This window comes from Clostridium perfringens (genome assembly GCF_016027375.1).
GTDB lineage: Bacteria > Bacillota > Clostridia > Clostridiales > Clostridiaceae > Sarcina > Sarcina perfringens.
In genome coordinates this window covers 2647800-2674504 of sequence record NZ_CP065681.1, presented here as the reverse complement: position 1 = coordinate 2674504, position 26705 = coordinate 2647800, and the positions used below count along the sequence as shown (strand labels likewise).

Genomic DNA, 26705 nt, shown 5'->3' with positions numbered 1-26705 from the left:
TTTAATTAGGAAATATAAATCAATATTTTAGAAACTTAATTCTATTTGATTAATAGAAAAATTTTGCAATAATATAAACGAAGATTAAGAAATCGATTTCTTTTTTGAAGGTTTAATTAAACGGGTATTTATAAGATTTTATTATTTAAATATAGAGGTGATGGTTTGGATACATTAATAAATAAAAAAGTAGAAAAAAAAGAAGATGTTTCTATAAAAACTTTAATTACTTATAGTATGGGAAGTTTAGGAAATAATATGATATACGCATTGATTAGTTCCTACCTTTTAATCTTTTTAACAGATAGTTTTAAAGTAGGGGCAGCTGCCATAGGAACCTTATTTTTGGTGGCAAGAATTATAGATGCAATAACAGACCCTATAATGGGGGTTATAGTTGATAATACTAATACTAAAATCGGAAAGAGTAGACCCTATTTATTTATCGTTCCTATTTTCATGGGAATAGCAACAATTATGTGTTTTTCAGCACCAGATTTAAGTTATAGTGGTAAAATAATATGGATATACATAGCATATATTTTCTGGGGAATATCCTTTACTGCAATGGATATACCATATTGGTCATTATCTGCCAATATTACAAGATCTTCATCAGGAAAAACTAAGATTGTTACATCAGCAAGAACAGTGGCCTATGTAGGTAATTTTATAATTTTAACTTCAACAATTCCGCTTGTATCAATAATTGGAAACTGGCAAACTGTGGCCATAATATATGTTTGCTTTGCTACTATATTTACTTGGGTTACAGCCTTTGGAATTAGAGAAATTAAGGATAATGTGGCAAAGAAAAAGGAAAAGCAAGGGTTTAAACAATTTATAAATCTATTAAAGACAAATAAGCCTTTAAGAATAGTTTTATTATCAATGTTAGTTTTAGAATTAAGTGGAGCAATAAAAAATACAATATCTATATATTATGTAAAGTATAATTTTAATGCAGAAATGATGATTCCAGTAGTTAGTTCAGTTGGTATGGGAGCTAGTATACTAGGTGGAATAATGTCACCATTTTTAACAAAAAAATTAGGAAAAAGAAATACAGCTCTTTTAGGATTATTAGCTGGTGCAGCTGGATCATTTTTAGTATTTTTATTATCCTATTCTTCATTACCTTTAATGATAGTTATAAACTTCATAAGTGGAATTTTTGATGGAGCAGGTTATATTACCTTAACATCAATGGTTGCAGATTGTGTTGAGTATGGTGAATGGAAAACTGGAAAGAGATCAGAAGGAATGATCTTCTCTTTAAATATATTTAAAAGTAAGATTGCCAGTGCTATTGGGGGATCCTTATGTGGATATATCTTAGCGTATATTGGTTATACAGCAAATGAAAGTCAATCTACTTTTACATTAAACGGAATTCATTTAATACAGACTTTAGTTCCATGTGCCATTGTAATAATAAGCTTTATGCTACTAAGAAGATATAATTTATCTGAGGCAGAATATGAAGCTATAGTTGATGATTTAAAAAATGGTGTTACAAGAATAGGTTAACATTAATATGAAAAGTATAAGAGCTAATTTAGATATTAATACTAAATTAAGTGAAATTAATATAGTAATTATATTAAAAGTCTAATTGAGATTTTAGAAAATAAATTTCATATAATTTTAATTCTTATAAAAGATTTAAAAAGTATAACAGAGGTTTTAATTTACGCCTCTGTTATACTTTTTATTTTTGAAATTTTTTTGTTTTAAAGCTGTATTTTAAATTTATATACTTGTTTTATTTACTTGATTATTTCTGTAATTTAGTGGAGACATTGAAAAATGTTTTGAAAAAGTTTTTGAAAATAATAGTGAATCACTATAGCCTACACTACTTGCAACTTCACCTATGGGAAGTTTAGTGCCTTTTAGTAAAAGAGTGGCTTTGTACATTCTAAGATTTATTAAATATCTTTGAGGAGAAATTCCAAGATTTTTTATGAACATTTTATATAAATAACTTCTGCTTAAGTTTACATAATCAGCAATTTCTTGAACGGTTATGCTATGCATATAATTAGAATTAATGAAATTAAGGGCATCTTGAATATATGTGTGTAATTCCTTATCTTTGTATTCAAAGGGTTTTGGGAATTCTTCTATAAGTGCGTACAATAATGAGTAAAGTTCCTTTAGTAATAGTATGTCATCAGATCTTGAAGGATTATAAGTTTTTGATATTTCGCACATATTTAATATTATTTGTGGAATTTTTGAGTTTTCTTCACAATTAGCAACACAAGAGTTAGTAATAGAAGTTCTATTTAAATATTCATTAGCATTTGAACCACTAAAGCCTATCCAGTAGTATTCCCAAGGATCATCAATAGAAGCCACATACTCAACTTGCATACCTTTTAGTAGTATAAAGATATCACCTTGTTTTAAGTTAAATACCTTACCATTAAATTTAAAAGTCCCATATCCCTTAGTTACGTAATGAATAACGGCATTTTTCAATACTTCATAGTTATATCCTAATCCTGGTATACCTTGTTCTATACCACATTCATCTACATTCATTTCAAAGTTTTCTTTAACATACTTTTTCCACAATATTTGCATTTCTACCTCCTAACCTATAAAATTAATTAATTTTATAGTAGTCTTATATTAAACATTTACATGAGAGCTTTGCAAAGCAGTTTATCAACATAAAAGCTTTTTATTTTAAAATAAATTCTTCTAAATATAAGAATATTTTAAAGAAATATCTTTATATATTAGTTATTAAAATTTATAAGATTATAAGAAACATTATAACATATTTTAGAACTTTTTAACTATTTTAAAAGATTAATTTACATATTAACATTTAATTATGGGTAAAAACTATTTTGAAAAATGATTTATATGGAATTATGTTTCTTAAATATATAATCATGTTTCATGAATACATAATTATTTTAAATGTATTGGGAGGGTAAAATGATATTAAAAAATGAATACCATGAAGATATTTCTAAACTGCATGTAAATATGATGCCAAGAAGAAGTTATTATGTTCCCTTTGTGGATACTGATGAAGCTTTAAATATTAAAGATAGAAGTAAGCAAGTTAACTTCTTTTCACTTAATGGTAAATGGGAATTTAATTACTTTGATAGCTTACAAAAAGTTAAAGAGTTTGATAATATAAATCAAATTAATTTTTCAGATAATATTGATGTGCCATCTCTTTGGCAATTAAAGGGATATGATTATAATCAATACACTAATGTAAAATATCCAATTCCTTTTGATCCACCTTTTGTTCCTACAAACAATCCGTGTGGAATTTATAAGAGAGATTTTGAAATTGAAATACTTCCTGAAAATTATGATTACAATATAAACTTTGAAGGCGTTGATTCCTGCTTTTATTTTTGGATAAATGATAACTTTGTTGGGTATAGCCAAATATCCCATAGCATATCTGAATTTGATATTACAGAATTTTTAGTAAAGGGTAAAAATACAATTACAGTCTTAGTTTTAAAATGGTGTGATGGAACTTACTTTGAAGATCAAGACAAGTTTAGAATGTCTGGAATTTTTAGAGATGTATATATACTAAGAAGAGCAAAGGAAAGAATAGTTGACTATAAAATAACTCAAAGTATAGATTTTTCAGCTAAAGAAGGAAAGTTAGATCTTGAAATTTTATCTAATATAGGAAATCCAAAAGGGAAATATTATTTATTAAATCCTAATAATCACATGATAGCATCTGGAGATATAGATAATAATAAAGTCCAAATCAATATTAAAAATGTAGAACTTTGGAGTGCTGAAATACCTAATTTATATACCTTATTAATTGAAACAGAGCATGAAGTTATAAAAGAAAGAATAGGTATGAGAGAAATTAAAATAGAGAATTCTATTTTAAAAATTAATAATAAAAAAGTAAAGTTAAGAGGAGTTAATCATCATGATAGTAATCCAACTAAGGGATATGTTATGACATATGATGATATGATTCTAGATTTAAAAATAATGAAAGAGTGTAATTTTAACTCTATAAGAACAGCTCATTATCCTAAATCTCCGATTTTTTATGAGTTATGCGATGAATATGGTTTTTATGTTATGAGTGAGGCTGATATTGAAATTCATGGGGTTGTTGAGCTATATGGACTAGGATATTTAGATAATTATAATATGATAGCTGATGATAAAGTTTATGAAAAGGTTATTATTGATAGAGTTGATTCATCTATAGTTCCTTTTAAAAATAAATCTTGTATTTTCATGTGGTCTCTTGGAAATGAGTCAGGATTCGGATGTAACTTTGAAAGAGGATTAGAATATGCTAGAAATTTAGATCCTACACGTCCACTTCATTATGAAGGTGCTCATTATGCTAGCAAAGAAAGAGAAAATGACTTTACAAATATTGATGTTATTAGTCGTATGTATATAAGTATAGAGGAAATCAAGGATTATTTTGAAAAAGGAATAGACAAGCCATTAATCTTATGTGAGTATGCACATGCTATGGGAAATGGACCAGGTGGATTACAAGATTATGATGAAATGATACAAAAGTATGACCAGTTTGCAGGGGCATATGTTTGGGAGTGGTGTGACCATGCAATACTTATTAATGAAAATATTAACGATAAAAAAGCATATGGATATGGTGGCGATTTTGAAGAGGAAAATCATGATGGGAACTTCTGTGTAGATGGTTTAGTTTACCCAGATAGAACTCCTCACACTGGGTTATTAGAATATAAAAATATCAATAGACCTATAAGAGCCATAGAATTTGATGAAGTTAAGAAAAGAGTTAAGCTTAAAAATATGCTTGATTTTAGGGATGTTGGTGAATTCTTAGATGTTACCTATAAAGTATTTTTAGATGGAGAAACAATTTTCGGAGGTAATATAGATTTAGAAAGTTTAAAAGCAAAAGAAGAAAAATGGTATGATTTAAGCATATCAGAATTACCAAAGGGAATTATAACTATATTATTCCAGTATAGAGTGAAAAATAATAATCACCTTTATGAAAAAGGTGAAGTTCTAGGCTTTGACAATTTTATCATAAAAAATGGAGTAGATAATATCTCATCTGTTGATAAAATCTTAAAAAGTACTATTAATGAACAAAAATTTTATGTAGAAGAAACAGTTAATAAGATTAAAGTTAAAAATAATGAGTTTATTTATAATTATAATAAAAATACAGGTTCCTTTGATTTTATTCAGGCATTAGGAGAAACATTTATAGATGATCCAATGAAATTTATTATTTGGAGAGCACCTACAGATAATGATAGAAAGATTAAAAATCTGTGGATTGAAGCTGGCTTTAATCAAATTACTACAAGAGTGTATAATAGTAAAATTAAGGAGTTTTCAAATAGGGTGGAGATAACTAGCGATTTAAGCTTGATACCACCATATAGAGAAAGAGTTCTTGATCTTAAGGTAACATGGAGTATATACTCAGAGGGATTAATTAAGTGCCATGTTAAAGGGAATAAAAATATGAAAACACCTTATTTACCAAGGTTTGGTGTAGAGCTTAAGCCTAATAAATCCTATGAAGAGGTAAGTTACTTTGGATTTGGACCATATGAAAATTACGTGGACAAAAATTCATCTTGTTATTTAGGAAGATTTAATTCTAAGGTTTCTGAAATGCATGAAGATTATATAAGACCTCAAGAAAATGGAAGTCATCATTATTGTAGAGAAGTAGCTATTAATAATGAAAAAGGAAAGGTTTGTGTTTTATCAGAAAATGATTTTGCATTCAATGTTTCACACTTTTCTTTAAATCAATTAACTAATGCAAATCATAATTTTGATTTGAATGAAGAAGAGGCAACTTATTTAATTGTAGATTATAAACAAAGTGGTATAGGATCAAATAGTTGTGGCCCTGATTTAGATGAAGAATATAGACTAAATGAAAAAGAATTTTCTTATGATTTTTACTTGAAATTTGTAAAAGATAATATAAAGTATAATTAAATATAATAATTTTTAAAAATAATTGCTGTCTTATATAGTGCTTGAAAACACTATATAAGATAGCATTTTTTATAGAATAAAAACCGTAAAAGAGTTATATCAAAATATAAAAATAATATTTAAAATTTTAGTATTAAATAGCAAATTTCATAGAAACTAATAAGACTATTAAAGCTGTTGTAAATATAGGAATAAGGACAGATGTTACAAACATATCCTTATAGGCTTCTTTATGAGTTAAACTACAAATTGCTAAAGTAGTAATAACTGCTCCATTATGAGGAAGAGTGTCTAACCCTCCAGAAGATAGAGAAGCTATTCTATGAAGTATTTCTGGTGAAATATTCATAGCCTGACTCATTTGTAAGTATGTTGGAGCAAGAGCATCTAAAGATATTCCAAGTCCTCCAGAGGCCGAGGCTGTAAGTCCACATATTAAGTTAACCGATAAAGCTTCAGAGATTATTGGGTTTGATGAAACGCCAAATATAACTGATTGTATAAGAGTGAACACAGCTAGTGATTTTATTACACTTCCATATCCAACTATGGCACTAGAATTTAATAGTGGTTTAAATGAGTTAGTAACTCCTTTATCTAATACTGATTTTAAGTTTTTTATTTTTTTAAAGTTAGTTATTATTAAAAATAAGTCTGCTAAAACTATAGCAATTATTACACTCCAAGTTCCAGAAACATTACTTAAAGTGGTATTAAATTCTTTAAGGTAACTTCCATCTATATTTTCATAATAAACTTTTGAAAAGAATAAGTTAACTATAAAAATTATTATTATAGGAATTATTGCTTTAAATATACTAGGTAAGTTTTCATAGTTTTCATTAACCATTGAATCATTATGATTTCCATATCCCTCACCCTTAGATTTAGCTGATTTTGCACGGCGTGTAAGCCATATCATACCAAGAGTTAGCATCATAATGCTTGCTAATAGTCCTATAAGTGGTGCTGCAAAAGTATCTGTACCAAAATATTTCATTGGTATAACATTTTGAATTTCTGGTGAACCTGGCATAGCAGTCATTGTAAAAGTAAATGCTCCAAGAGCAATTGTTCCAGGTATAAGTCTTTTAGGAATATCAGCTTCTCTAAATAATGTAGTGGCAATTGGATAAAGAATAAATGCTACTACAAATAAGGAAACACCACCGTAAGTAAGCAATGCTCCAGAAAGAACAACGGCTAATATTGATTTTTCTTTTCCAAGTTTTTTAGTTATAAAGTGAGCTATAGATTTAGCATAACCTACCTCTTCCATTAACTTTGCAAAAATTGCTCCTGTCATAAAAAGAGGAAAATAATTTTTTATAAAACTTGCAAAGCCAGACATATATATTTCAGTGTAACTAGCCATTAAATGTGCATCTAACCCAGTAGTAATAAGTATAGTTACTAATGCTACAATGGGAGCTGTTATTATTGTTGAGTACCCTTTATAAGCAAGATACATTATAAGTATTAAGGATAATATTAAACCTAAGATATTTGTCATTATGCTTAAATAGCTGCATCTAAAAAATAAATTATTATAAAACTAATAAATATATTAAGATAATTACTAGAATTTACTAAAGATTTAAATTCTAAAGTTAATCTAGATATTCTCTTCATACTATTTTTGAGTTTTATTTTTATATTTTGATACAGCACTATCTCCTTTCTTTAGTTAAATTCATTTATTATTTTTTCTATTTTATATTTATAAATTCATAAAATTAAATTAATAATTTTGATTTGATAAAATATTATATCATATAATAATTTATATTAAATAAAATTAAGAGGTGAATAATGGCAAATAGCTTCTTTGTTAATCGTTTACTGATGAATATCTCATTAAAAAATATATGGAATTGGAAATATTATATATTTACATAGTTTTTTATTTAATTTTTTCAATGTGACCCCAGTCATATTTAAGATAAGCACTTTGAAATTATAATAGTATCATAAGAGAGAGGCGATAAGTCAAATAAATAATAAGAAATCTTTATTTATAGGAGGAAGTAGTTAGTATAAATTTATTATGCTATTGAAATTTATATATGGAAAATAAAAAAGTAGTATTAAAAGATGGACAAGCAAAGGTTATTGATTCTGAAAGAATAAACATGTTAACTGACTTTTTAAGAAGAATAAATAAAGAAGGTATAACTAAAGAATTAAGAGAAGAAGGATTAGATATAGTAAAGTCAATTGATCCATTAGAATTATCAATTGCAGAACAAAACTTAATAGATGATGGAATGGAACCTAGTGAGTTAAGACATTTATGCGATATACATATGGAAATACTTAAGGATGAACTTGAAAAGTTAAAGAGCAATATATCAAGGGGACATGTCTTAGATACTTTAGTTGAAGAGCATACAAAAATATTAGGATTATTAGAAGAACTTGAAATAGTTACTAGTAAAATAGTAAAAATGGATAAATATAATAAAGAAAATGCAGAATTTTCAAAGGCTTTAGAAATAGTACAAGGTATTTTAGATGCAGAGCTTCATCATAAAAGAGAAGAAGATGTATTATTTCCAGAGTTAGAAAAGAGAGAGATTACTGGTCCAACAAGAATAATGAGATTAGAACATGATCAATTAAGAGAGAAAAAGAGAAGATTAAAAGAATTAATAAAAGTAGTTGAATATCTTGATTTTGAAGACTTTAAAGATAATCTTCAATCTTTATCTAAAGAAATTTGTTTTGAACTTAAGGATCATATATTTAAAGAAAATTATATTTTATATCCAACAGCTTTAGAGGCTATAAAAGATGAAAAACTTTGGGAGAGTATGAGAGAAAAATGTGATGACATAGGATATTGTCCATTTACTCCAAAAGAATGTATAAAAAAATAGTTTAAGATTATATTTCGGTTGAATGTTGATTTTAGCTGGTTCTTTAGATGAAATTTAGTTTATTAAAGTATTTTTATTACTTTATTATTAAGATTAACTTAAAGTTCTATGTAAAAATCAACACTAGCAAAAATAGTTTGTTATAAATGTGTGATTAAAAATTAGGAGGAAATCACTATGGAAAAATTAATTAGAAAAGACTATAGTTTAGGAGAAGTTGTTACTGTTTACCCAGCAGTTGTTAAGAAATTTAATGATATGGAATTAGATTATTGTTGTGGTGGAAATAAGAGCTTAGAATTAGCACTTAAAGAAAAAGGTGTTGATGTTGATAAATTTGTTGAAGATTTAAATAAAGAATTCAAAGAGTTTAAATTTGAAAATTCTCAATATGTAGATTGGAGAGAAAAATCTTCAGAAGAGTTAATAAGTCATATAGTTGAAACTCATCATGGAGAGACTTTTAGATTATTAAAAGAAATAGATCCATTGATGGTTAAGGTATTTAGAGTGCATTTTTCACATGATCCAGAACTTTTAATGAAAGTTCATAGCCTTTTTGGAAAGCTAAAATGTGAATTAGAAGAACATTTACTTAAAGAAGAAAATATTTTATTCCCACTAATGATTAAGTATGATAAAGCAAAGAATGAAAAAGAAAAGAAAGAAATAGAAGAAGATATAAGAATCATAGTTAATGAACATGAAGCTGCTGGTGACATATTAAAAGAATTAGCAGAAGTAACTGATGATTATAAAGTTCCAGAGTGGGGATGCATAAGTTTTAAACTACTATATGATTATTTACACGACTTAGAAAAAGATTTATTCATACATATTCATAAAGAAAATAATATATTATTCCCAAGATATTAATAGTTATAAACATTAGTATAATTTTATAAATTTTAAGTTTAAAAGAAGCATAGAAACTATTTTATGTTTCTTTTTTTATTAAATGTTAAGTTTTATAGTAGAATATTAAATAAAGAAAAAGGATAAATAAAATAGTAAGGAGGAAGATAGAAATGGAAAAAACATGTACATGTGGACCATGTAAAGAACCTTGTGCTAAAAATATATCTATTTTTTCAACATTATCCACTGAGGAGTTGTTGAAAATAGTTAATATGACTGAACATAAAAGTTTTAAAGAAAATGATGTTTTATGTAGAGAAGGGGAAAAATCAGATAAGCTTTTCTTAATTAGAGAAGGCAGGGTAAAGATATGCAAAATAACTAAAGAGGGAAAAGAACAGATAGTTTACGTATTATCTAAAGGTGATTTCTTTGGAGAAAATAATCTTTTTACTAGTAATAATATTAGCAACTTTTCAGCTTATGCAATAACAGATGCAAAGTTATGTATTTTAAAAAAGGAGAATTTAGAAAAAATACTCATAAAAAATCCAGAGATATCATTAAAAATAATACAAGAGATGGCAGATAGAATAAATTCTGCTGAAAATTTAGCACAAACATTAGCTACTAGAGATGTGGAAGCAAGATTAGCCACTGTATTAATAGAATTTATGAATAAGTATGGTCAAAAAAAGGAAGAAGGAATATACATAAATTTACCTCTTAATAGAGAACAAATAGCAAATTACTGTGGTATAACAAGAGAAACTGTAAGTAGAAGACTTTCAAAATTTGATAAATTAGGAATAATAAAATTACAGGGAAATAAAGGGCTTATTATTAAGGATAAAGAAGCTTTATTTAGTTTAGCTGAATAGTTAAAAGGGGATTATATATTAATAGGTTGAAAATTTTTAACAAGGCTATATTTTTAAGTCAGATTTGATTTTATACTCACTTAATGATTTAGTTATTAATAAGTGGTTTATAGATTCAATCAAATTTACTTTAAAATATAGCCTTTAAATAAATAATAATCTTTATAAAACTTTTGATTTTTAATAAAACTAATTAGATATACTGTCTTAGTTTAGGAGTGTATTATAAGGTTTTATATACACTTCTAAATTATTCAACTTTAGAAAAATGAGTTTTATCTAGTTTACAAAGTGGACATACCCAAGTATCTGGAATATCTTTAAATTTGGTACCAGGAGCCACACCATTATCAGGATCTCCTACAACTGGATCATAAATATATCCGCAAACATCACATACAAATTTTTCCATTATTAAAACCTCCTTAGAATTAATAGATATGTTATTTTATTATGTTTAATTATTAAATAAATTATGTCTAAAAATATTAATTAGTATTAGATTTATTAGAAATTATAATATATGTAATTTTAAAAATCCCAATAAGTATAGAAGAATTAGTATTTTTATATTTGGATAGTATATTATTAAAGTCAAAGACTTGTTTTGGGTAAATATAATTTTTAAATGTGATGCCAGTCATATTTCGTAGCAATTATTGTAGATATAATAAATCTATAATAGAGAAGTAAAGACTAAGATGTTAATATTAATAGCATATAAACACATATTAATAGCTTTATATATATAATATTTAAATAAACTTATAATTTTCGTTTTTATTTTTATAAAACCCTAAAGTAATATATAAAACCTATAAATTAAGAATTTCGATGTACAAATATAAATTAGTTTCTACTTACTCTATTAAATTTATATAAAAATATAAATTTAAAATTATAGGTTTAACTGTAAGTAACAATATATGAAGTTTCATTAAGTATTAATTTAAGTCATATATTGTTACTTATTTAATAATTATAAACTTATGATAAGTGTAATGAGGTGATAATATGGAAAATGTTTGGAATGGATTTAGACAATTAGAAATATTTAAAATAGAAGAAGAGGCAAAGGATATAAAATCATTTTACCTAAGAGCTACTGATGGTAAACCATTAAAAGAATATAAATGTGGTCAATTTTTACCTCTTAAAATAGAAACTGATGATGAAGTTATAAAAAAAGAAATGAGAAGATATAGTTTATCAGGTGATCCCAAAAAGAATTATTATAGATTAACAATAAAAAGGGTGCCTAATGGAAAGGTAAGTGGATATTTTCATGAATCTATTAATGTAGGTGATACAATATTAGCAATGCCTCCATTTGGGAATTTTACATTAACAGAAGATAGTAATAAGCCTTTAGTTTTACTATCAGGAGGTATAGGAATAACACCTATTTTATCAATGCTATATGGAGCTAAGGAACAAAGCAGAGATGTATACTTTGTGGAAGCTGTATTAAACTCAGATAATCTAGCTTTAAATTCAGATGTTCAAGGAATTAAAAAAGTAAAGAATTTTAAGGAAATAAAGATATTTAGTGAGCCATTAGAAAGTGATATAAAAGGTAAAGATTTTGATGAAGAGGGATTTATAACAAAAGAATGGATAAAAAATAACTTGCCTTTAAATGGAGAATTTTTCTTTTGTGGTCCAACTTTATTTATGAAAAGTATAAGAAATAGTTTAAAAGATTTAGGCGTTAAAGAAGATAATATTAATTTTGAATTCTTTGGAAAAGAAGAGTTTTAATAATTATTTTTTAGATTTTAATATAATAACACTTAGTATATTAAAAATTTGGATTTAAAATGTTATAAAAAGTAGTTAATTCTTAAGAATTAACTACTTTTGTTTTTAATAATATTATATGCTTATATTTTTAAAAACTTATGATATATTGATAGTTATTAATAGCATTTGTTAAAATTGATATGAAATACCAAAAGATAAAAGGAGCGTATAAATTTGTGATTAGATTATGTAATTGTGCATCAGATAAAGGACCATGTGCTAGGAATATAGCTATTTTCTCATCATTATCAGATGAGGAACTATTCAAAATAGTCCATATGACAGAACATAAGGAATTTGATGAAAATGATACATTATGTAGGGAAGGTGAAATATCAGACAAGCTTTTTTTAATTAGAGAGGGAGAAGTGAAAATATGTAAAATTACTAAAGAAGGAAAAGAACAAATAGTATATCTATTATCCAAAGGAGATTTCTTTGGAGAAAATAATCTTTTTGTTAATAGTAATATTAGTAATTTTTCAGCTTATGCAATAACTTCAGGTAAGATGTGTGTATTAAATAAAAAAAGTTTAGATAAAATACTTTTAGAAAATCCAGAAATATCAATAAAAATAATAGAAGAGATGGCTAATAGAATAAACTTAGCAGAGAATTTAGCACAAAATTTAGCAACTAAGGATGTAGAAGTGAGAATAGCATCAGTGTTGGTAGAATTTATGAATAGATATGGAATTGAAAAGGAAGAAGGAATATATGTAAAGTTACCACTTAATAGAGAACAAATGGCAAACTACTGTGGTGTTACTAGAGAAACTGTAAGTAGGAAACTATCTAAATTTGATAAAACAGGAATAATAAATTTACATGGAAATAAGGCAATTATAATTAAGGATATAGAAGCTTTATTAGATTTAGCAGAGTAAAGTAAAAAGCCTAATAAATCTATATGATTTATTAGGCTTTTTACTAATATAATATTATTCAGTTTCAGAGAATTGAGATTTATCTACTCCACAAAGAGGGCAAACCCAATCATCAGGTATATCCTTAAATTCAGTTCCAGGTTCCACACCATTATCAGGATCTCCTACAGCTGGATCATAAATGTATCCACAAACATCACATATAAATTTTTTCATAATTAATTCCTCCTAAAATTTAACGATTATATTATTGAACTGATATAATCAGCAGATCTTACAACTTCTTTTTCTGATTCTTCATTTAGTGAGAATCTAATTCTTACTGGGAAATGAACATCAATCATACCAGTAGATTTTATTATTGATGAAGTATTTAAAACATTACCATTTGTAGAGTTTAAGTAATCCTGAATTATTTCTATAGGTTCACCACTCCATCCAAATGAACCAAAAGCACCTAAAAGTTTATTGCTTAAATCTAATTTAGGTAATTCTTTTAATATATCTTCAATAGAACCTATTAAATCTCCATATTTAGTTGAAGTACCAAATAGTATTGAATCTGATTCTTTTATTGAAGCTAATATATCTTCTTTAGTACTTTTATCTGCATTAAATATATAAACTTCAATATCCTCATTTTCTAATTCAGATTTGAATTTTTCAGCTATTTTTTTTGTTGCATTTCTCATTGTAGTGTAAACTATAGTAGCTTTTTTCCCTTTTTTAGTTTCTTTACTATATTTATCATATATATCAATATATGATTGAATATTTTCATCTAGTATATAACCATGTGATGGAGCAATAACTTCTATATCTAAATCTTTTAATATATCAATCAGTGGTCTAATGTATTTTCTATGTGGTTCCATTATAAGTTTATAGTAAGTTAAAAAGTCCTCTGTAATATCTTCATTTGATTTACTTGAGAAATGTTCCTTGGCAGTAAGATGAGTACTAAAAATATCACAAGGAAATAATATTTTATCTTCCACATCATATGTAATCATTGTTTCCTCAGTGTGAAGATAAGGAGTCATTTTAAATAATAATGTTTTTCCTCCTATATCAAGGGTATCCCCATCATTTACTACTATAAAATCTCTATCATGTAATTTATATAATTCTTTTAGATGATATACGGCTTTTTCACTGCAAACTATTTTAGCATTAATAGCTTGTCTAGCTAGTCCACCTAATGCACCTGAATGATCTGGTTCTGTATGATTAATAACTATGTAACTTATATCTTTTAAATCAATAATCTCTTTTAAATTATTTAAAAAATCTTTTGTATATATTAAATCTACAGTATCAATAACTGTTGGCTTTCTAGTTTTTAATAAATAACTATTGTATGTAGTTCCTTTTTCTAATATTAATCTGTGAAATGGAACAGGTCTATTGTCAATTACTCCTACTGAGTAAATATCATTTCTTAGTTTAATTTCTTTATTCATAAGTACCCTCCTTATTAAATTTCTTTTGTGAAAATCTACAACCTTAGTTTAAAACATAATAAAATATCTGAATGTGATTGCACACACATGATAAAAATAATATAAAAATTTTTCTAAAAAGTATTGACTTTTTATTAAATAATAATTATTATTGATTATAAGAAATAAATGATAAATAGAATCAATTGAAAATAAATATCAAGGAGGAAGTGCAAATGTCATTAATAAACAAAAAAGTTTCAGATTTTAAAGTGCAATCATATCAAAATGGAGAATTTAAAGAAGTTACATCAGAGGATTTAAAAGGACACTGGTCAGTATTCGTATTCTATCCAGCAGACTTTACTTTTGTTTGTCCAACTGAGTTAGGAGAGTTAGCAGACAATTATGAAAGCTTTAAAGAAATAGGATGTGAAGTTTACTCAATATCAACAGATACTCACTTTGTTCATAAAGCATGGGCAGATGCTTCAGATACTATAGGAAAGATTAAATATCCAATGTTAGCAGATCCAACAGGAAAATTAGCAAGAGATTTTGAAGTTATGATAGAAGAAGAAGGATTAGCTTTAAGAGGATCTTTCGTAATTAACCCAGAAGGAGAGATAAAAGCATATGAAATCCATGATAACGGAATTGGAAGAAATGCTGAAGAATTATTAAGAAAGGTTCAAGCAGCTCAGTTTGTTGCAGAACATGGAGATCAAGTTTGTCCAGCTAAATGGAAACCAGGTGAAGAAACATTAGCACCAAGTTTAGATTTAATAGGAAAACTTTAATAAAAATAAATAAAAGAGTGGCTTAATTACCACTCTTTTATTAAATTAATATATAGTTTGTATAAAAATTATTTTATATTTAGGTGTTTTATAAAATTTATTAAAGATTAAATGCTTAGGTAATAAGAATTTATTTTATATAGTTTTTTAGTTAATTAATTGAAATTAAAACATTTTTAAGTTATTTCAAAGTAGATAGTTTAAAAATATTTTGAATAGTAAGGACTAAGGAGGAGACGTAAATTTATGAGTAAAATATATGATTTGGTTATTATTGGGGGAGGGCCTGCAGGACTTTCAGCAGGTATATATGCCGGAAGAGCTAAGATGAATACCTTGATAATAGAAAAGGGAGAATTAGGAGGACAAGTCAATAAAACCTTCGACATATCTAATTATCCTGGATCTAGAAATACAAATGGTCCTAAACTTATGAGTGAAATGAGAGCTCAGGCAGAGGATTTTAAAGTTAAGTTTATGAATGGAGAAGTCCTTGAAGTAAGTTTAGAGGGAGATATTAAGGAAATAAAAACTGACAAAGGTTTAGTTCAGGGAAGATCTGTAATAATTGCTACTGGGGCAGCACCTAGACAACTTGGATTTAAAGGGGAAGAAGAATTTACAGGAAGAGGAGTTGCATATTGTGCAACTTGTGATGGTCAGTTTTTTGAAGGATTAGAGGTATTTGTAATAGGAGCTGGTTTTGCAGCGGCTGAGGAAGCAATATTCTTAACTAGATTTGCATCAAAGGTAACTGTAATAGCTAGAGAACCAGAATTTACTTGTGCAAAATCTATAGCAGATAAGGTTCTTTCTAACCCTAAAATTGAGGTGAAATTTAATACTGAAATAATTGAAGCTAAGGGCAAAGACATGGTAAACTATGCTAAGTTCAAGAATAATGTAACAGGAGAAATTTTTGAATACAGAGCAAAAAAAGAGGATGGAGCCTTTGGAATATTTGTATTCGTTGGTTATGCCCCTAAAAGTGAATTGTTTAAAGATATTTTAGAGTTAGACAAGCAAGGATATATTATAACTAATGAAGATATGGAAACTAATATTAATGGGGTTTATGTTGCTGGAGATTTACGTCCAAAATCTTTAAGACAAATAGTTACAGCTGTATCAGATGGAGCTATTGCTGCCACTACAGCAGAGAGATACGTTAAAGAGCTAAAAGAAAAGCTTGGTATAGAAGATGAATATTTAGAAGAAGAGGAAAATATCCAAGAAGAAAAAAATAGTGATGAAAATAATGATTTGGGAAATATATCAAGAAAAAGTTCCCTATTAAATGATGGATTAAGAGCTCAGCTAAAAGGAATTTTAAGCAAAATAGAAAATGAAGTAACTTTAGTCTCTATAGTTGATAGAAATAATACAAAATCTATAGAACTTAGAGACTTAGTACTAGATATATCAGATTTAGGAGAAAAAATTAATGCTAAGATATTTAATAGAGGTGAAAATAAAGATGTTGAAGAGAAGATAAATGCTGACAAATATCCAATAGTTGCACTTTTAGACGAAAATGAAAATTATAGTGGAATTAAGTTTCATGGTGTTCCAGGAGGACATGAGTTAAATTCATTTATTTTAGCTATATATAACTTAGGTGGTCCAGGTCAAGGTATTGATAAAGAAGTGCTTGATGAAATAAAGAAATTAGATAAAAAGACTAATATTAAGGTTTGTGTATCACTATCATGTCATTTATGCCCTGATGTTGTAGCTAGTGCACAAAGAATAGCAAAAGAAAATAAAAATATAGAAGCTGAAATGATTGATTTAGCTAATTTTAAAGATATAAAAGATGAATTTAAAATAATGAGCGTACCAGCTCTAATAGTAAACAATAAAGATGTTTACTTTGGAAGCAAAAAAATAGAAGAAATTTTAGAGATAATAAAATAATTTTATTATAAAACACCACAAAATAACCTTAACAATTTAATTTTGTTAAGGTTATTTTTATAGATTTAAGTTAATAGTTCTGCTTTAAGTGAATATTTGTTTCTACAGAGTTTTCTAGATTTAACTTAATCTTTTTCTTAAGTTTTTTAATTCTTTAAGTAAATTATAATATTCATTTTCTAATAAACTTTTTTTATTGTTGTCAGGTTCTATTGAAAGGAGCGCTATTACATTAGAAAGTCTGTTTTCTAAGATAAGAAGACTATCTTTATTAGCTCTTTCTTTATGATCTAACTTAGGTTTTTTCTTAAATTTTATATATTCATCATAGGTTCCAGAAAATTCATGAATTAAATTGTTATCTATCTCTAAAATATAATCGCATACATTAGAAATAAAGTTTCTATCATGAGAAACTACAATTAATGTTTTATTACAATTAATCAATGCAGTCTCTAGAGATTCCATAGATTTTATGTCAAGATAGTTTGTAGGTTCGTCCAATATTATTAAGTTATTATCAGATAATAATATTTTACAAAGTGCTATTTTTACTTTTTCACCACCACTTAAGGAAGAGACTTTCTTAAATACATCATCTCCTTTAAAACCAAAACCATCTAGATTTATTCTCACAAAATTTTCATCATAAGAACAATCTTTAAGAATATTTTTTAGTATTGATTCATCATCTTTTAATATCTTTTGAGATTGATCAAAGTAGCCTATAACAACATTATCTAAAACTTTTATATTGTCTTCTTTTGAAATAATATTTTTTAGCAATGTACTTTTACCACAACCATTATCACCAATAAGTGCTACTTTCTTACCATTCTTTATTTTAAATTTAATATCTTTAAGTAGAAGCTTATTACCTGCAAATAATGTGAAATCTTTAGCTTCTATAAGATTTTTAGAAGATATTTTTAAATTATCTTGAACTCTAATTTTAATCTCTTTTATTGTTTTAGGCTTTTCCTTAATGTCAAGATGATCAATTCTACTTCTTAAGGCCTTTATATTATTATCTAGATTTTTCTTTGCTCTTTGAGGCTCCATTTTGTGTAATCTAGCTTCAGAATTACCCATTCTTTTAGGTGTTTTTCGAAGACTATCTTTTAAGTTTCGCTTATTAAGGATAGCATTTTCAAGATGCTTTTTTTCATTTATATAAGAATTATACTCAATTTCAGCTCTTTGCCTCTCTAAAGTTTTTAGCTCTAGATATTTAGAGAAATTTCCTTTATAAGTTTTTATTTTTCCATCTTCAATTTCAATAATAGTGTTACATAATGAATCTAGAAATCTTCTATCATGTGATACTAGAAGTAATGCACCATTATAGTTTTTTAGCATGTTTTCAAGAGTTTCAATGCTGTTTTCATCTAAATTAGCAGTAGGCTCATCAGCAATAATTAAATGTTTATTTTCACCTAGAGCTTTAGCTATTTTAAATTTAACCTTTTCTCCACCTGATAAAAACTCATGGTATTCAAAAGGAGCATTGAATACATTCTTAAAATTATTATTTAAAGTTTCTTCATTAGAATTTTCACTTTGACTTATATAAGCAAAGCTTTTAGTTAGAGATACATTTCCTTCATCAATAGGAATTTGACCTAATAAAGATTTAATAAGTGTAGTTTTACCAGCACCATTAACTCCAACTAATCCGATTCTATCTTCATCTAAAATTTCTAGTTTATCTATATCTAGAATTAATTTATCTCCATAATATTTTTTTACTTTATTTAATCTTGCTAAAGACATAAAAAAATCCCTCCTATAAATTACAGGAGAGTATATATAGTCATAAAAAGTCAAAAATATACCTATCTCACTATAATCTACTCTCCATAAAGTTAAATACAACAAAAAAAGCTTAAAATAAATCATTTTTAAAGCTAAAATTAAATACTTTTTGTTGTAATTAAAATTTGAAAAATAGATTATATTTCCATTGTTGAAACTACCTTCGCCTTTCTTAAAGTCTTAGTTTATAGATATTATTATATCACTATTTACTATAATTATCCAATGGGTAGTGAGATCTATTAATAAATCATATTCTTTTCATAAAATATATTAGATTTAAATAGGTAGTGTGGATTATTAAAAATTTTATATAATTATATTTTTATTTTAAATTTAGTGATTTGTTTATTATATTATATAAAGTTCAGAAAATATTTTTAAAATGTGAATTTTGTAAAATAATTTGTTATATTTTTAACTTTTATGTCTTAAATATATTGCAATTTATATTTATATTATGATATATTTATAGCAGAAAAAATTAGTTGTACATACAAATGAACTTAAATTTGTATGTATTTATACATTAAAACAATTAATTTTAAAAAAATTACTAGTAATTTATAAAAAAGTGGAGTTTGACATGAGAATCTATAAAAATATAAATGACAAAAAATAAACAAAGACTTTGAATAATAAATATTTTTAGAGAAATAATATTTAATGAATTTTGTATTGTTATAGATTTTAACTAACAAAAAATTTTATAATAGGAAGAAGAGAGAGATGACACAAAAGAATGTTTCAAAGAAAGATAAGTTAACACCAAAAGATTATTTAAATAAAGTTTTGGCAGGAACTGCAACAGGGATAGTTGTAGGGTTAATTCCTAATGCAATATTAGGATCAATTTTTAAAGGGCTAATAGGGGTTTCACCTATATTTTCTACTTTTTATAATGCCGTGAATATTATGCAGTTTATAGTACCTGTGCTTGTGGGAGTCTTAGTTGGATTACAGTTTGAATTAAATGCTATGCAATCAGTTATAGTTGGAGCAGCAGTATTCTTAGGTTCAGGGGCATTTAAGGTTACTGAAGCAGGAGTACAAATGGTTGGTATTGGAGACTTAATAAATATAATGTTAGTTTCTTGTATAGCTGTATTTGTTATTAGATTAATAGGAAATAAATTAGGAGCTTTAACTATATTATTACTACCTATTATAGCTGGCGCTGGAGTTGGTATAATAGGAATGTTTATGTTACCTTATGTAAGACAAATTACCATAGTAATTGGAGATATAATGAATAACTTTACTACTTTACAGCCATTATTAATGTGTATTTTAATAAGTGTTTCATTCTCAATATTAATTATTTCACCAATTTCAACTGTGGCAATAGGTATAGCTATTGGAATAACTGGCTTAGGAGCTGGGGCAGCTGCCATAGGAGTTACTGCTTGTACAGCAGTTTTAGTTGCAGGATCAAGAAGAGTAAATCAAAGTGGAGTTACTTTATCAGTATTATTAGGAGCTATGAAAATGATGATGCCAAACCTAGTAAAATACCCAATAATAGCAGTTCCAATAATAGCAAATGGAATACTAAGTGGAATAGGAGCTTATTTATTTAATATATTAGGTACACCTAATAGTGCAGGATTTGGTATAGTTGGATTAGTTGGACCTTTAGCGGCTATAAATACTCCAGGGGCTACAAATGCTATATTTGGAGTAATAATGGCATTCTTTGTAATACCTTTTGTAGGAGCATTTATTATTGAATGGTTCTGTAGAAAAGTTATACATTTATATGATGAAAATATTTTTAAATATATTTAATTTACAAAAAAGATAATAGAGGAGAGTTGATTTAAATGAAAATCGCAATTGTTGGAGCAGGAGCAATGGGCTCACGTTATGGATATATGTTACATGAAGCTGGAAATGAAGTTATGCTAATAGATGGGTGGAAGGATCATGTAGATACTATAAACAAAGAGGGATTAACTGTTGAGGAAAATGGAGAAATTAAAAAAGTAAAGATACCAGCAATGCTACCTCAAGATGCTAAAGAAATTCCAGAGTTAATAATATTATTTACTAAATCTATGGGATTAGAACCAATGTTAGAATCTATAAAAGGTATATTAGGAAAAAATACAAAGGTATTATGCCTATTAAATGGATTAGGACATAATGAAACTGTAGCAAAATATGTTGATAGCAAAAACATACTTATGGGAGTAACTTTATGGACAGCTGGGTTAAAAGGACCAGGACATGTTGTATTAACAGGAAGCGGAAGCCTAGAAGTTCAAAATATTGATCCAAGTATGGAAAAAGAAGCAAAAGAAATTTGTGATATATTAAGTAATGCTGGATTAAAAGCTCACTATAGTGAAAATGTATTATTTTCAATATGGCGTAAAGCATGTGTAAATGGAACTTTAAATAGTGGATGTACAATTTTAGATTGTAATATTAAAGAATTTGGTGAATTAAAAGAAGCTCCAGAGCTTATACGTAATATTATAAAAGAATTTGCTGATATTGCATCTAAATATGGAGTAAAGTTAGATGTTGAAGAGGTTGCAAGGGGAATAGAGGCAATATATGATCCAAGCCAAGCTGGCGCTCACTATCCATCAATGCATCAAGATTTAATACAAAATCATCGTCTTACAGAAATAGATTATATAAATGGTTATGTATCAAGAAAAGGTAAAGAGTTTAATATAAATACACCATATAATGACTTACTTACTACTCTTGTTCATGCAAAAGAGCAATTACTTATTAAATAAGAATATACAATAAATATAGTTTTTTTAAAGTTGATTTTTATGTTTTATAGAAATCAACTTTTTATATTTTATAATTTAACTTGGTATAAATACTTATTTTAATATAGAAAATAATCTTTTATATTTTATAGATACATTATTAAATATTAGGGTAGTAAAACCTTATTTATTTGAAAATAATGGAATGAACTCAGTTGCAAATTTTAAAATTTATATTTAATATAATATATAGACAAAATTTTAAGAGGTTAGGACTGATATAATGCTTGAAGAAAATTTTTGCCAGTGCTTGTTTTTTACTGTAACCAGATTAAAAAAAATAGCAGCTAAAATAGCTGAAGATGAATTAAAACCATTAGGAATGTCTCCAACATATGTATATATACTTCTTGGGGTAAAATTTAAACCAGGAATAACTCAAAAAGAATTATGTGAGGAACTTCATTTGAAACCTTCTACAATAACTAGACTTATAGATAAACTTGTTATAAATGGATTGGTGGAAAGAAGATCAGAGGGAAAATTATCTCATATATATCTAACTGAGAGTGGAGAAAAGATACAAGAGGATATTAAAAAATACAGATTAAAGTTACATAATCGTTATAAAGAGATACTTGGAGAAGAGGAATATAATTTTTTAACTAAACTAACAAATGATTCTGCAAGAATATTAGAGTCTGAATAAAAGATATGCTTAATAGTTAAATTTTAAAGGTTTAAACTTATTTGAAAACAAGTAGTAATGCACAACTTCTTACATTTTTAATTATAAGAAGCTGTGCATTATTATATATATAAGTACTTATTTTAGATTAATAATGATATAATAAACTTATTATTTTTAATAAGAGATTAGAATATTTATTTAATGATTTAAAATATTCAAAAAGGAGATATACATATATGAAAGAATTAAGAATAAAGAAATTTACTGTAGAAGAATTTAAAAATAAGTTTAACTTAGATAATATAGAAAATATTTCAGCTTATGAAGTAAGTGAATTAGGAAATCTTTTTGAGAATTCATCTGAAGAGGTTTATTTCTTAATTGAAGATAAATTATATGCTGAGCCAAAGGAAGCTATAGGGGAAGGAGAACTTTCTAGAGAGGATATTGAAACTATAGAAAAATTAAATGAAGAATTTAGAGATTCTTTAATAAGCTTAAGAGAGTTTTTATATCATGGAAATGGAAAATTAGATTCAGAAGAGGCTAGAGATATTCAAGTTTCAATGAATAATAATATAAAATCAGCTAAAGAAATTTTAAATAGACATAATATAGTTGATAAAGACCAATTAAAGAAAATGAGTAAAAAATACTTTATGCCAGACTTCTTAAATGGTGTATTTGGTAATGAAGAATATAATTTTGAAAATGAAGTAGAAATAGACTGCGGATTATAAGAGAAAGCTATATCAAATCTTTACTTGGTTTGATATAGCTTTTTTATTTAAATAATTATATTTAATGTTGACAATATCACTAATTAGTGATAAATTAAAAGCATGGATAATATAAAAGATTTAATTAAAGAAAATGAATTAGAATTATCAACATTAGTTGTCTTTACAAGAGCAGAGCATACTATTCATAAAAAAGAATTTCAGACAATCAAGGAAAGTGGATTAACCATAGCTCAATTTGGAGTTTTGGAAGTTCTATACAATAAAGGTGACTTAAGAATATGTGAAATAATTGAAAAAATCTTAACAACATCAGGAAATATAACAGTTGTTATAAAAAATCTAGAAAAGGATGGACTAGTGAAAAAAAATGCAGATCCAGAAGATAAAAGATCTTGTATAATATCATTAACAGATGAAGGTAGAAAGGTTATAGAAAATATTTTACCTAGTCATATTAATAATATTAAAAATATTTTTGAAGTTTTAACCGATGAAGAGAAAATCACATTGAAGAATATATTAAAAAAATTTAAAAATGTATAGTCATCAATAAAAAATAAAAATTTTTAGGTATTTATCACTAATTAGTGATAAAAGTTGTTTTAGATAAAAAGGGGGCAAAGCAATGAAAAAATTCAGAACTATAGAGAATATATTTAAAGGACCAGAACCACATATGGTTGGGGATGGATTTAGAGTATCTCAGTATATACCAACAGGAATAAAAAGTATGGAGCGTTTATCACCATTTTTATTATTAGATTATAATGAACCATATTATTTTAAGCCATCAGAGACTAGATTAGGCGTTGGAGCTCATCCTCATCGTGGATTTGAAACAGTAACAATTGCTTATGATGGAAAGGTTGAGCATCATGATAATAAAGGAAATCATGGGATTATAGGACCAGGGGATGTTCAGTGGATGACTGCAGCATCAGGTATTATGCATAAAGAATATCATGAAGCTGAATTTAGTAAGAATGGTGGTATCTTTCATATGGTTCAACTTTGGGTGAATCTACCTAAAGATAAAAAAATGATAGAACCTAAATATCAACCTTTATTAAAAGAAGAAATGGGAGTTTTAAAACTTGATAATGATAAAGGAGAAATAAGTATAATTGCAGGGGAAGTTAATGGGGTAAAGGGGCCAGCTAATACCTTTACTCATATAAATCTTTATAATATAAATTTAAAGAATTATGGTAATACTACATTAAGTGAACCAAAAAATTTTAATACTGCAATTCTTATATTAAAAGGTGAAGCTAAAGTAAATGAAGATAAAATATGTAAAGAAGGAGATTTTATCATATTTGATAATGTTGAGGGAGAGATTTTACTAGAGTCTTTGACTGAAGAGTCACTATTTTTAGTTCTTAGTGGAGAACCAATAAATGAGCCTGTTGTTTCACATGGACCATTTGTTATGAATACACTAGGAGAAATACTTGATGCATATGAAGATTTTAGAAACAATAAGTTTGGAACAGAGAATTTTTAATAATTTATATATAAATTAGAAGGAGTGAATACAATGAGTAAAGTATTATATGTTAAAGCAAATATAAAAAATGAGGGAGAATCAAGAACTTTTAAAGTATCTGATAGTTTTGTAGAAGAGTATAAGAAAAATAATCCAGAGGATGAAATAATAACATTAGATTTATATAAAGAGAATATAGATTTTTTAAGAGTTGATGATTTAGGAAAATTATTTGGACCTAAAGATGAAGAAAGCAAGAATAATTCAATATTAAAATATGCATATCAATTTGCTGATGCTGATAAATATATAATTGCAGCACCTATGTGGAATTTAAGCTTTCCAGCTATACTAAAAGCTTATATTGATTATGTAAGTGTTTCTGGAATTACGTTTAAATATACTGCTGAAGGACCAGTTGGTTTATTAAATAACAAAAAGGCAGTACATATAGTATCTAGAGGTGGTGGTTATGATAATTCACCATATGAAATGGGAGATAGATATTTAAGAACTATATTAGGTTTCTTTGGAATTAAGGATATAGAAACTATTGCCATAGATAATTTAGATGTTATGGGCGTAAATGTTAAGGAAAAGGTAGAAGAAGGTATAGAAAAGGCTATTTCACTTGCAAAGAAATTTTAAATTAAAATAATAGATCTTTAAGTTAATATTTTATTAAAATAAATTTTGGTAATTTAAAAAGTGATATTGAATAAAAAATAATACTGAAAATGAAAAATTTCATTTTCAGTATTATTAATATTTAGGGATAAATTTGTTTGAAATTATCTAAGATTTTATTACTGAAAGGTATAAATTATAATTTTCCTTCATTTAGCATATTAGTTAAATCGTCGAGCATTAAGTTAGCTGATTTTATTCCACCAGCAGTATTCCAAATAAAGTCATTTACTTTATAGACTTTATTATTTTGTACAGCATTTAATGAGTTAAATAGAGGGTCTTGCATCCATTCTTGCTCTCTTGCAGTAGCTTTACCATCACCAGTTTCATAAGTAAAGTAGAATAGAACATCTCCATCAGCTTCTTTTAATCTTTCTTTACCAATTTCAAGGGCAAATTCATCACTTTGTTGAGATGCTGGTCTCTTAAATCCTATTTCTTTTAATATAGTACCAGCAAAAGTATTTCCAAGATATATTCTAGTTTTTCCAGACATAAATCTAATAAGTGAAATTTCTGTATCTAGCTTATATTTATAATTATTTTGAATATAAGCAATTTTATCATCATATTCTTTTAAAGCTTTTTCAGATTCAGATTCTTTATTTAAAACTTTTGCATAAAATTTAAAGTTATCTTTCCATGCTCCTCTTATAGTATCAGAGTAAACAGTTGGAGCTATGGCACTTAGTTGAGAATAAATTTTTTCATGTCTCATTTTATTTCCTATTATTAAATCAGGTTTTAAAGCAGCAATTGCTTCTATATTAGGCTCTCTTTCCATACCGACTTGTTTTACACCTTCAAGTTCGTCTTTAGTATGATCATACCAATCACCAGTAACTCCAGTTACAGCACCTACTGGTTTAACGCCAAGAGCAAGTAGAGCTTCTGTACCTTCACTAGTAAGAATTACAACTTTTTGAGGATTAGTAGGTATTTCTGTAGTACCCATTGCATGTTCAACTGATACCATATTTGTTGGTACAGTTGTATTTTCGTTAATTTTTTTATTAGAACAACCTATAAATAGGCTTACAACTACTAAGCTTGATAAAGCTATAGATAGTAATTTTTTTTTCAT

23 protein-coding genes are annotated in these 26705 nt (G+C 26.4%); 16 read left to right on the top strand and 7 right to left on the bottom strand.

The genetic code is table 11. From position 1 onward, the window contains the following. Positions 1-165: 165 nt before the first annotated feature. Positions 166-1530, top strand: coding sequence for an MFS transporter (locus I6G60_RS12560; protein WP_025648888.1), 1365 nt, complete (start codon positions 166-168; stop codon positions 1528-1530). A 222-nt stretch (positions 1531-1752) separates the two neighbouring features. Here I6G60_RS12560 and I6G60_RS12555 read toward each other — a convergent pair whose 3' ends face one another. Beyond that, positions 1753-2592, bottom strand: a complete 840-nt coding sequence (locus tag I6G60_RS12555) for an AraC family transcriptional regulator (protein ID WP_003468880.1) — start codon at positions 2590-2592, stop codon at positions 1753-1755. A gap of 363 nt (positions 2593-2955) precedes the next feature. Between I6G60_RS12555 and I6G60_RS12550 the strand changes: the two genes are divergently transcribed. Beyond that, positions 2956-5994 (top strand): glycoside hydrolase family 2 TIM barrel-domain containing protein, encoded by a 3039-nt coding sequence (locus I6G60_RS12550; RefSeq protein ID WP_110016308.1) that lies wholly within the window; start codon positions 2956-2958, stop codon positions 5992-5994. Between the two features lie 133 nt (positions 5995-6127). Here I6G60_RS12550 and I6G60_RS12545 read toward each other — a convergent pair whose 3' ends face one another. Further along, a complete protein-coding gene (locus I6G60_RS12545; protein WP_111744073.1) occupies positions 6128-7507 on the bottom strand; it encodes a GntP family permease in 1380 nt (459 codons plus the stop codon). Positions 7508-8060: 553 nt separating this feature from the next. Here I6G60_RS12545 and I6G60_RS12540 point away from each other — a divergent pair. From I6G60_RS12540 to I6G60_RS12530, 3 genes are all read left to right on the top strand, one after another. Further along, complete coding sequence (locus tag I6G60_RS12540) at positions 8061-8873, top strand: DUF438 domain-containing protein (protein WP_025649146.1); 813 nt, start codon at positions 8061-8063, stop codon at positions 8871-8873. A gap of 177 nt (positions 8874-9050) precedes the next feature. After that, on the top strand, positions 9051-9749 hold the full coding sequence (gene ric, locus I6G60_RS12535) for an iron-sulfur cluster repair di-iron protein (protein ID WP_025649147.1): 699 nt from the start codon (positions 9051-9053) through the stop codon (positions 9747-9749). Between the two features lie 152 nt (positions 9750-9901). Next, positions 9902-10612 (top strand): Crp/Fnr family transcriptional regulator, encoded by a 711-nt coding sequence (locus tag I6G60_RS12530; RefSeq protein ID WP_110016307.1) that lies wholly within the window; start codon positions 9902-9904, stop codon positions 10610-10612. A 250-nt stretch (positions 10613-10862) separates the two neighbouring features. Here I6G60_RS12530 and rd (I6G60_RS12525) read toward each other — a convergent pair whose 3' ends face one another. Further along, entirely contained in the window at positions 10863-11024 is a 162-nt protein-coding gene (gene rd, locus I6G60_RS12525; RefSeq protein ID WP_003455740.1) for a rubredoxin, read from the bottom strand. 602 nt (positions 11025-11626) lie between these two features. Between rd (I6G60_RS12525) and I6G60_RS12520 the strand changes: the two genes are divergently transcribed. After that, positions 11627-12373, top strand: a complete 747-nt coding sequence (locus I6G60_RS12520; RefSeq protein WP_003455848.1) for an FAD-binding oxidoreductase — start codon at positions 11627-11629, stop codon at positions 12371-12373. 218 nt (positions 12374-12591) lie between these two features. Beyond that, entirely contained in the window at positions 12592-13302 is a 711-nt protein-coding gene (locus tag I6G60_RS12515; protein WP_003477106.1) for a Crp/Fnr family transcriptional regulator, read from the top strand. 54 nt (positions 13303-13356) lie between these two features. Here the strand turns inward: I6G60_RS12515 and rd (I6G60_RS12510) are convergent, their stop codons facing one another. Beyond that, positions 13357-13518: a rubredoxin gene (gene rd / locus I6G60_RS12510; protein WP_003452884.1), complete on the bottom strand. Its 162-nt coding sequence runs from the start codon at positions 13516-13518 to the stop codon at positions 13357-13359. Positions 13519-13544: 26 nt separating this feature from the next. After that, positions 13545-14765 carry an FprA family A-type flavoprotein gene (locus tag I6G60_RS12505; RefSeq protein WP_003477108.1) on the bottom strand — a complete coding sequence of 407 codons (1221 nt, stop codon included), beginning with the start codon at positions 14763-14765 and terminating at the stop codon, positions 13545-13547. 215 nt (positions 14766-14980) lie between these two features. On the opposite strand from I6G60_RS12505, the gene ahpC reads away from it, so the two are divergent. Beyond that, the gene (gene ahpC / locus I6G60_RS12500) at positions 14981-15544 is read left to right on the top strand and encodes an alkyl hydroperoxide reductase subunit C (RefSeq protein ID WP_003477110.1); all 564 of its coding nucleotides are present in this window, start codon (positions 14981-14983) and stop codon (positions 15542-15544) included. 246 nt (positions 15545-15790) lie between these two features. Continuing rightward, on the top strand, positions 15791-17461 hold the full coding sequence (locus I6G60_RS12495) for an FAD-dependent oxidoreductase (protein WP_110016305.1): 1671 nt from the start codon (positions 15791-15793) through the stop codon (positions 17459-17461). A 120-nt stretch (positions 17462-17581) separates the two neighbouring features. Here I6G60_RS12495 and cplR read toward each other — a convergent pair whose 3' ends face one another. Next, positions 17582-19234: an ABC-F type ribosomal protection protein CplR gene (cplR, locus tag I6G60_RS12490; protein WP_197925411.1), complete on the bottom strand. Its 1653-nt coding sequence runs from the start codon at positions 19232-19234 to the stop codon at positions 17582-17584. 771 nt (positions 19235-20005) lie between these two features. Here cplR and I6G60_RS12485 point away from each other — a divergent pair. From I6G60_RS12485 to I6G60_RS12455, 7 genes are all read left to right on the top strand, one after another. Next, the gene (locus tag I6G60_RS12485; protein ID WP_110035019.1) at positions 20006-21064 is read left to right on the top strand and encodes a PTS transporter subunit IIC; all 1059 of its coding nucleotides are present in this window, start codon (positions 20006-20008) and stop codon (positions 21062-21064) included. A gap of 35 nt (positions 21065-21099) precedes the next feature. Then, positions 21100-22029: a 2-dehydropantoate 2-reductase gene (locus I6G60_RS12480; protein ID WP_110035020.1), complete on the top strand. Its 930-nt coding sequence runs from the start codon at positions 21100-21102 to the stop codon at positions 22027-22029. A 262-nt stretch (positions 22030-22291) separates the two neighbouring features. Continuing rightward, the gene (locus I6G60_RS12475; RefSeq protein ID WP_003461590.1) at positions 22292-22717 is read left to right on the top strand and encodes a MarR family winged helix-turn-helix transcriptional regulator; all 426 of its coding nucleotides are present in this window, start codon (positions 22292-22294) and stop codon (positions 22715-22717) included. A gap of 218 nt (positions 22718-22935) precedes the next feature. Beyond that, positions 22936-23439 carry a hypothetical protein gene (locus I6G60_RS12470; protein WP_003468836.1) on the top strand — a complete coding sequence of 168 codons (504 nt, stop codon included), beginning with the start codon at positions 22936-22938 and terminating at the stop codon, positions 23437-23439. A 102-nt stretch (positions 23440-23541) separates the two neighbouring features. Further along, positions 23542-23985, top strand: coding sequence for a MarR family winged helix-turn-helix transcriptional regulator (locus I6G60_RS12465; RefSeq protein ID WP_003468852.1), 444 nt, complete (start codon positions 23542-23544; stop codon positions 23983-23985). A gap of 82 nt (positions 23986-24067) precedes the next feature. Beyond that, a complete protein-coding gene (locus I6G60_RS12460) occupies positions 24068-24949 on the top strand; it encodes a pirin family protein (RefSeq protein WP_003477112.1) in 882 nt (293 codons plus the stop codon). 33 nt (positions 24950-24982) lie between these two features. Next, the gene (locus I6G60_RS12455) at positions 24983-25579 is read left to right on the top strand and encodes an NAD(P)H-dependent oxidoreductase (RefSeq protein ID WP_003477115.1); all 597 of its coding nucleotides are present in this window, start codon (positions 24983-24985) and stop codon (positions 25577-25579) included. A 175-nt stretch (positions 25580-25754) separates the two neighbouring features. On the opposite strand, the gene I6G60_RS12450 is transcribed toward I6G60_RS12455, so the two are convergent. Next, positions 25755-26705 carry an ABC transporter substrate-binding protein gene (locus I6G60_RS12450; RefSeq protein WP_197925409.1) on the bottom strand — a complete coding sequence of 317 codons (951 nt, stop codon included), beginning with the start codon at positions 26703-26705 and terminating at the stop codon, positions 25755-25757.

Excerpts from the sequence above, each read along its gene's own strand:
- rd (WP_003455740.1), bottom strand. The coding sequence starts at position 11,024 with ATGGAAAAATTTGTATGTGATGTTTGCGGATATATTTATGATCCAGTT.
- I6G60_RS12495 (WP_110016305.1), top strand. The coding sequence starts at position 15,791 with ATGAGTAAAATATATGATTTGGTTATTATTGGGGGAGGGCCTGCAGGA.
- ahpC (WP_003477110.1), top strand. The coding sequence starts at position 14,981 with ATGTCATTAATAAACAAAAAAGTTTCAGATTTTAAAGTGCAATCATAT.
- I6G60_RS12470 (WP_003468836.1), top strand. The coding sequence starts at position 22,936 with ATGAAAGAATTAAGAATAAAGAAATTTACTGTAGAAGAATTTAAAAAT.
- I6G60_RS12550 (WP_110016308.1), top strand. The coding sequence starts at position 2,956 with ATGATATTAAAAAATGAATACCATGAAGATATTTCTAAACTGCATGTA.
- I6G60_RS12475 (WP_003461590.1), top strand. The coding sequence starts at position 22,292 with ATGCTTGAAGAAAATTTTTGCCAGTGCTTGTTTTTTACTGTAACCAGA.
- I6G60_RS12545 (WP_111744073.1), bottom strand. The coding sequence starts at position 7,507 with ATGACAAATATCTTAGGTTTAATATTATCCTTAATACTTATAATGTAT.
- I6G60_RS12455 (WP_003477115.1), top strand. The coding sequence starts at position 24,983 with ATGAGTAAAGTATTATATGTTAAAGCAAATATAAAAAATGAGGGAGAA.
- ric (WP_025649147.1), top strand. The coding sequence starts at position 9,051 with ATGGAAAAATTAATTAGAAAAGACTATAGTTTAGGAGAAGTTGTTACT.
- I6G60_RS12450 (WP_197925409.1), bottom strand. The coding sequence starts at position 26,705 with ATGAAAAAAAAATTACTATCTATAGCTTTATCAAGCTTAGTAGTTGTA.
- I6G60_RS12460 (WP_003477112.1), top strand. The coding sequence starts at position 24,068 with ATGAAAAAATTCAGAACTATAGAGAATATATTTAAAGGACCAGAACCA.
- rd (WP_003452884.1), bottom strand. The coding sequence starts at position 13,518 with ATGAAAAAATTTATATGTGATGTTTGTGGATACATTTATGATCCAGCT.
- I6G60_RS12485 (WP_110035019.1), top strand. The coding sequence starts at position 20,006 with ATGACACAAAAGAATGTTTCAAAGAAAGATAAGTTAACACCAAAAGAT.
- I6G60_RS12505 (WP_003477108.1), bottom strand. The coding sequence starts at position 14,765 with ATGAATAAAGAAATTAAACTAAGAAATGATATTTACTCAGTAGGAGTA.
- I6G60_RS12465 (WP_003468852.1), top strand. The coding sequence starts at position 23,542 with ATGGATAATATAAAAGATTTAATTAAAGAAAATGAATTAGAATTATCA.
- cplR (WP_197925411.1), bottom strand. The coding sequence starts at position 19,234 with ATGTCTTTAGCAAGATTAAATAAAGTAAAAAAATATTATGGAGATAAA.
- I6G60_RS12530 (WP_110016307.1), top strand. The coding sequence starts at position 9,902 with ATGGAAAAAACATGTACATGTGGACCATGTAAAGAACCTTGTGCTAAA.
- I6G60_RS12555 (WP_003468880.1), bottom strand. The coding sequence starts at position 2,592 with ATGCAAATATTGTGGAAAAAGTATGTTAAAGAAAACTTTGAAATGAAT.
- I6G60_RS12480 (WP_110035020.1), top strand. The coding sequence starts at position 21,100 with ATGAAAATCGCAATTGTTGGAGCAGGAGCAATGGGCTCACGTTATGGA.
- I6G60_RS12520 (WP_003455848.1), top strand. The coding sequence starts at position 11,627 with ATGGAAAATGTTTGGAATGGATTTAGACAATTAGAAATATTTAAAATA.
- I6G60_RS12540 (WP_025649146.1), top strand. The coding sequence starts at position 8,061 with ATGGAAAATAAAAAAGTAGTATTAAAAGATGGACAAGCAAAGGTTATT.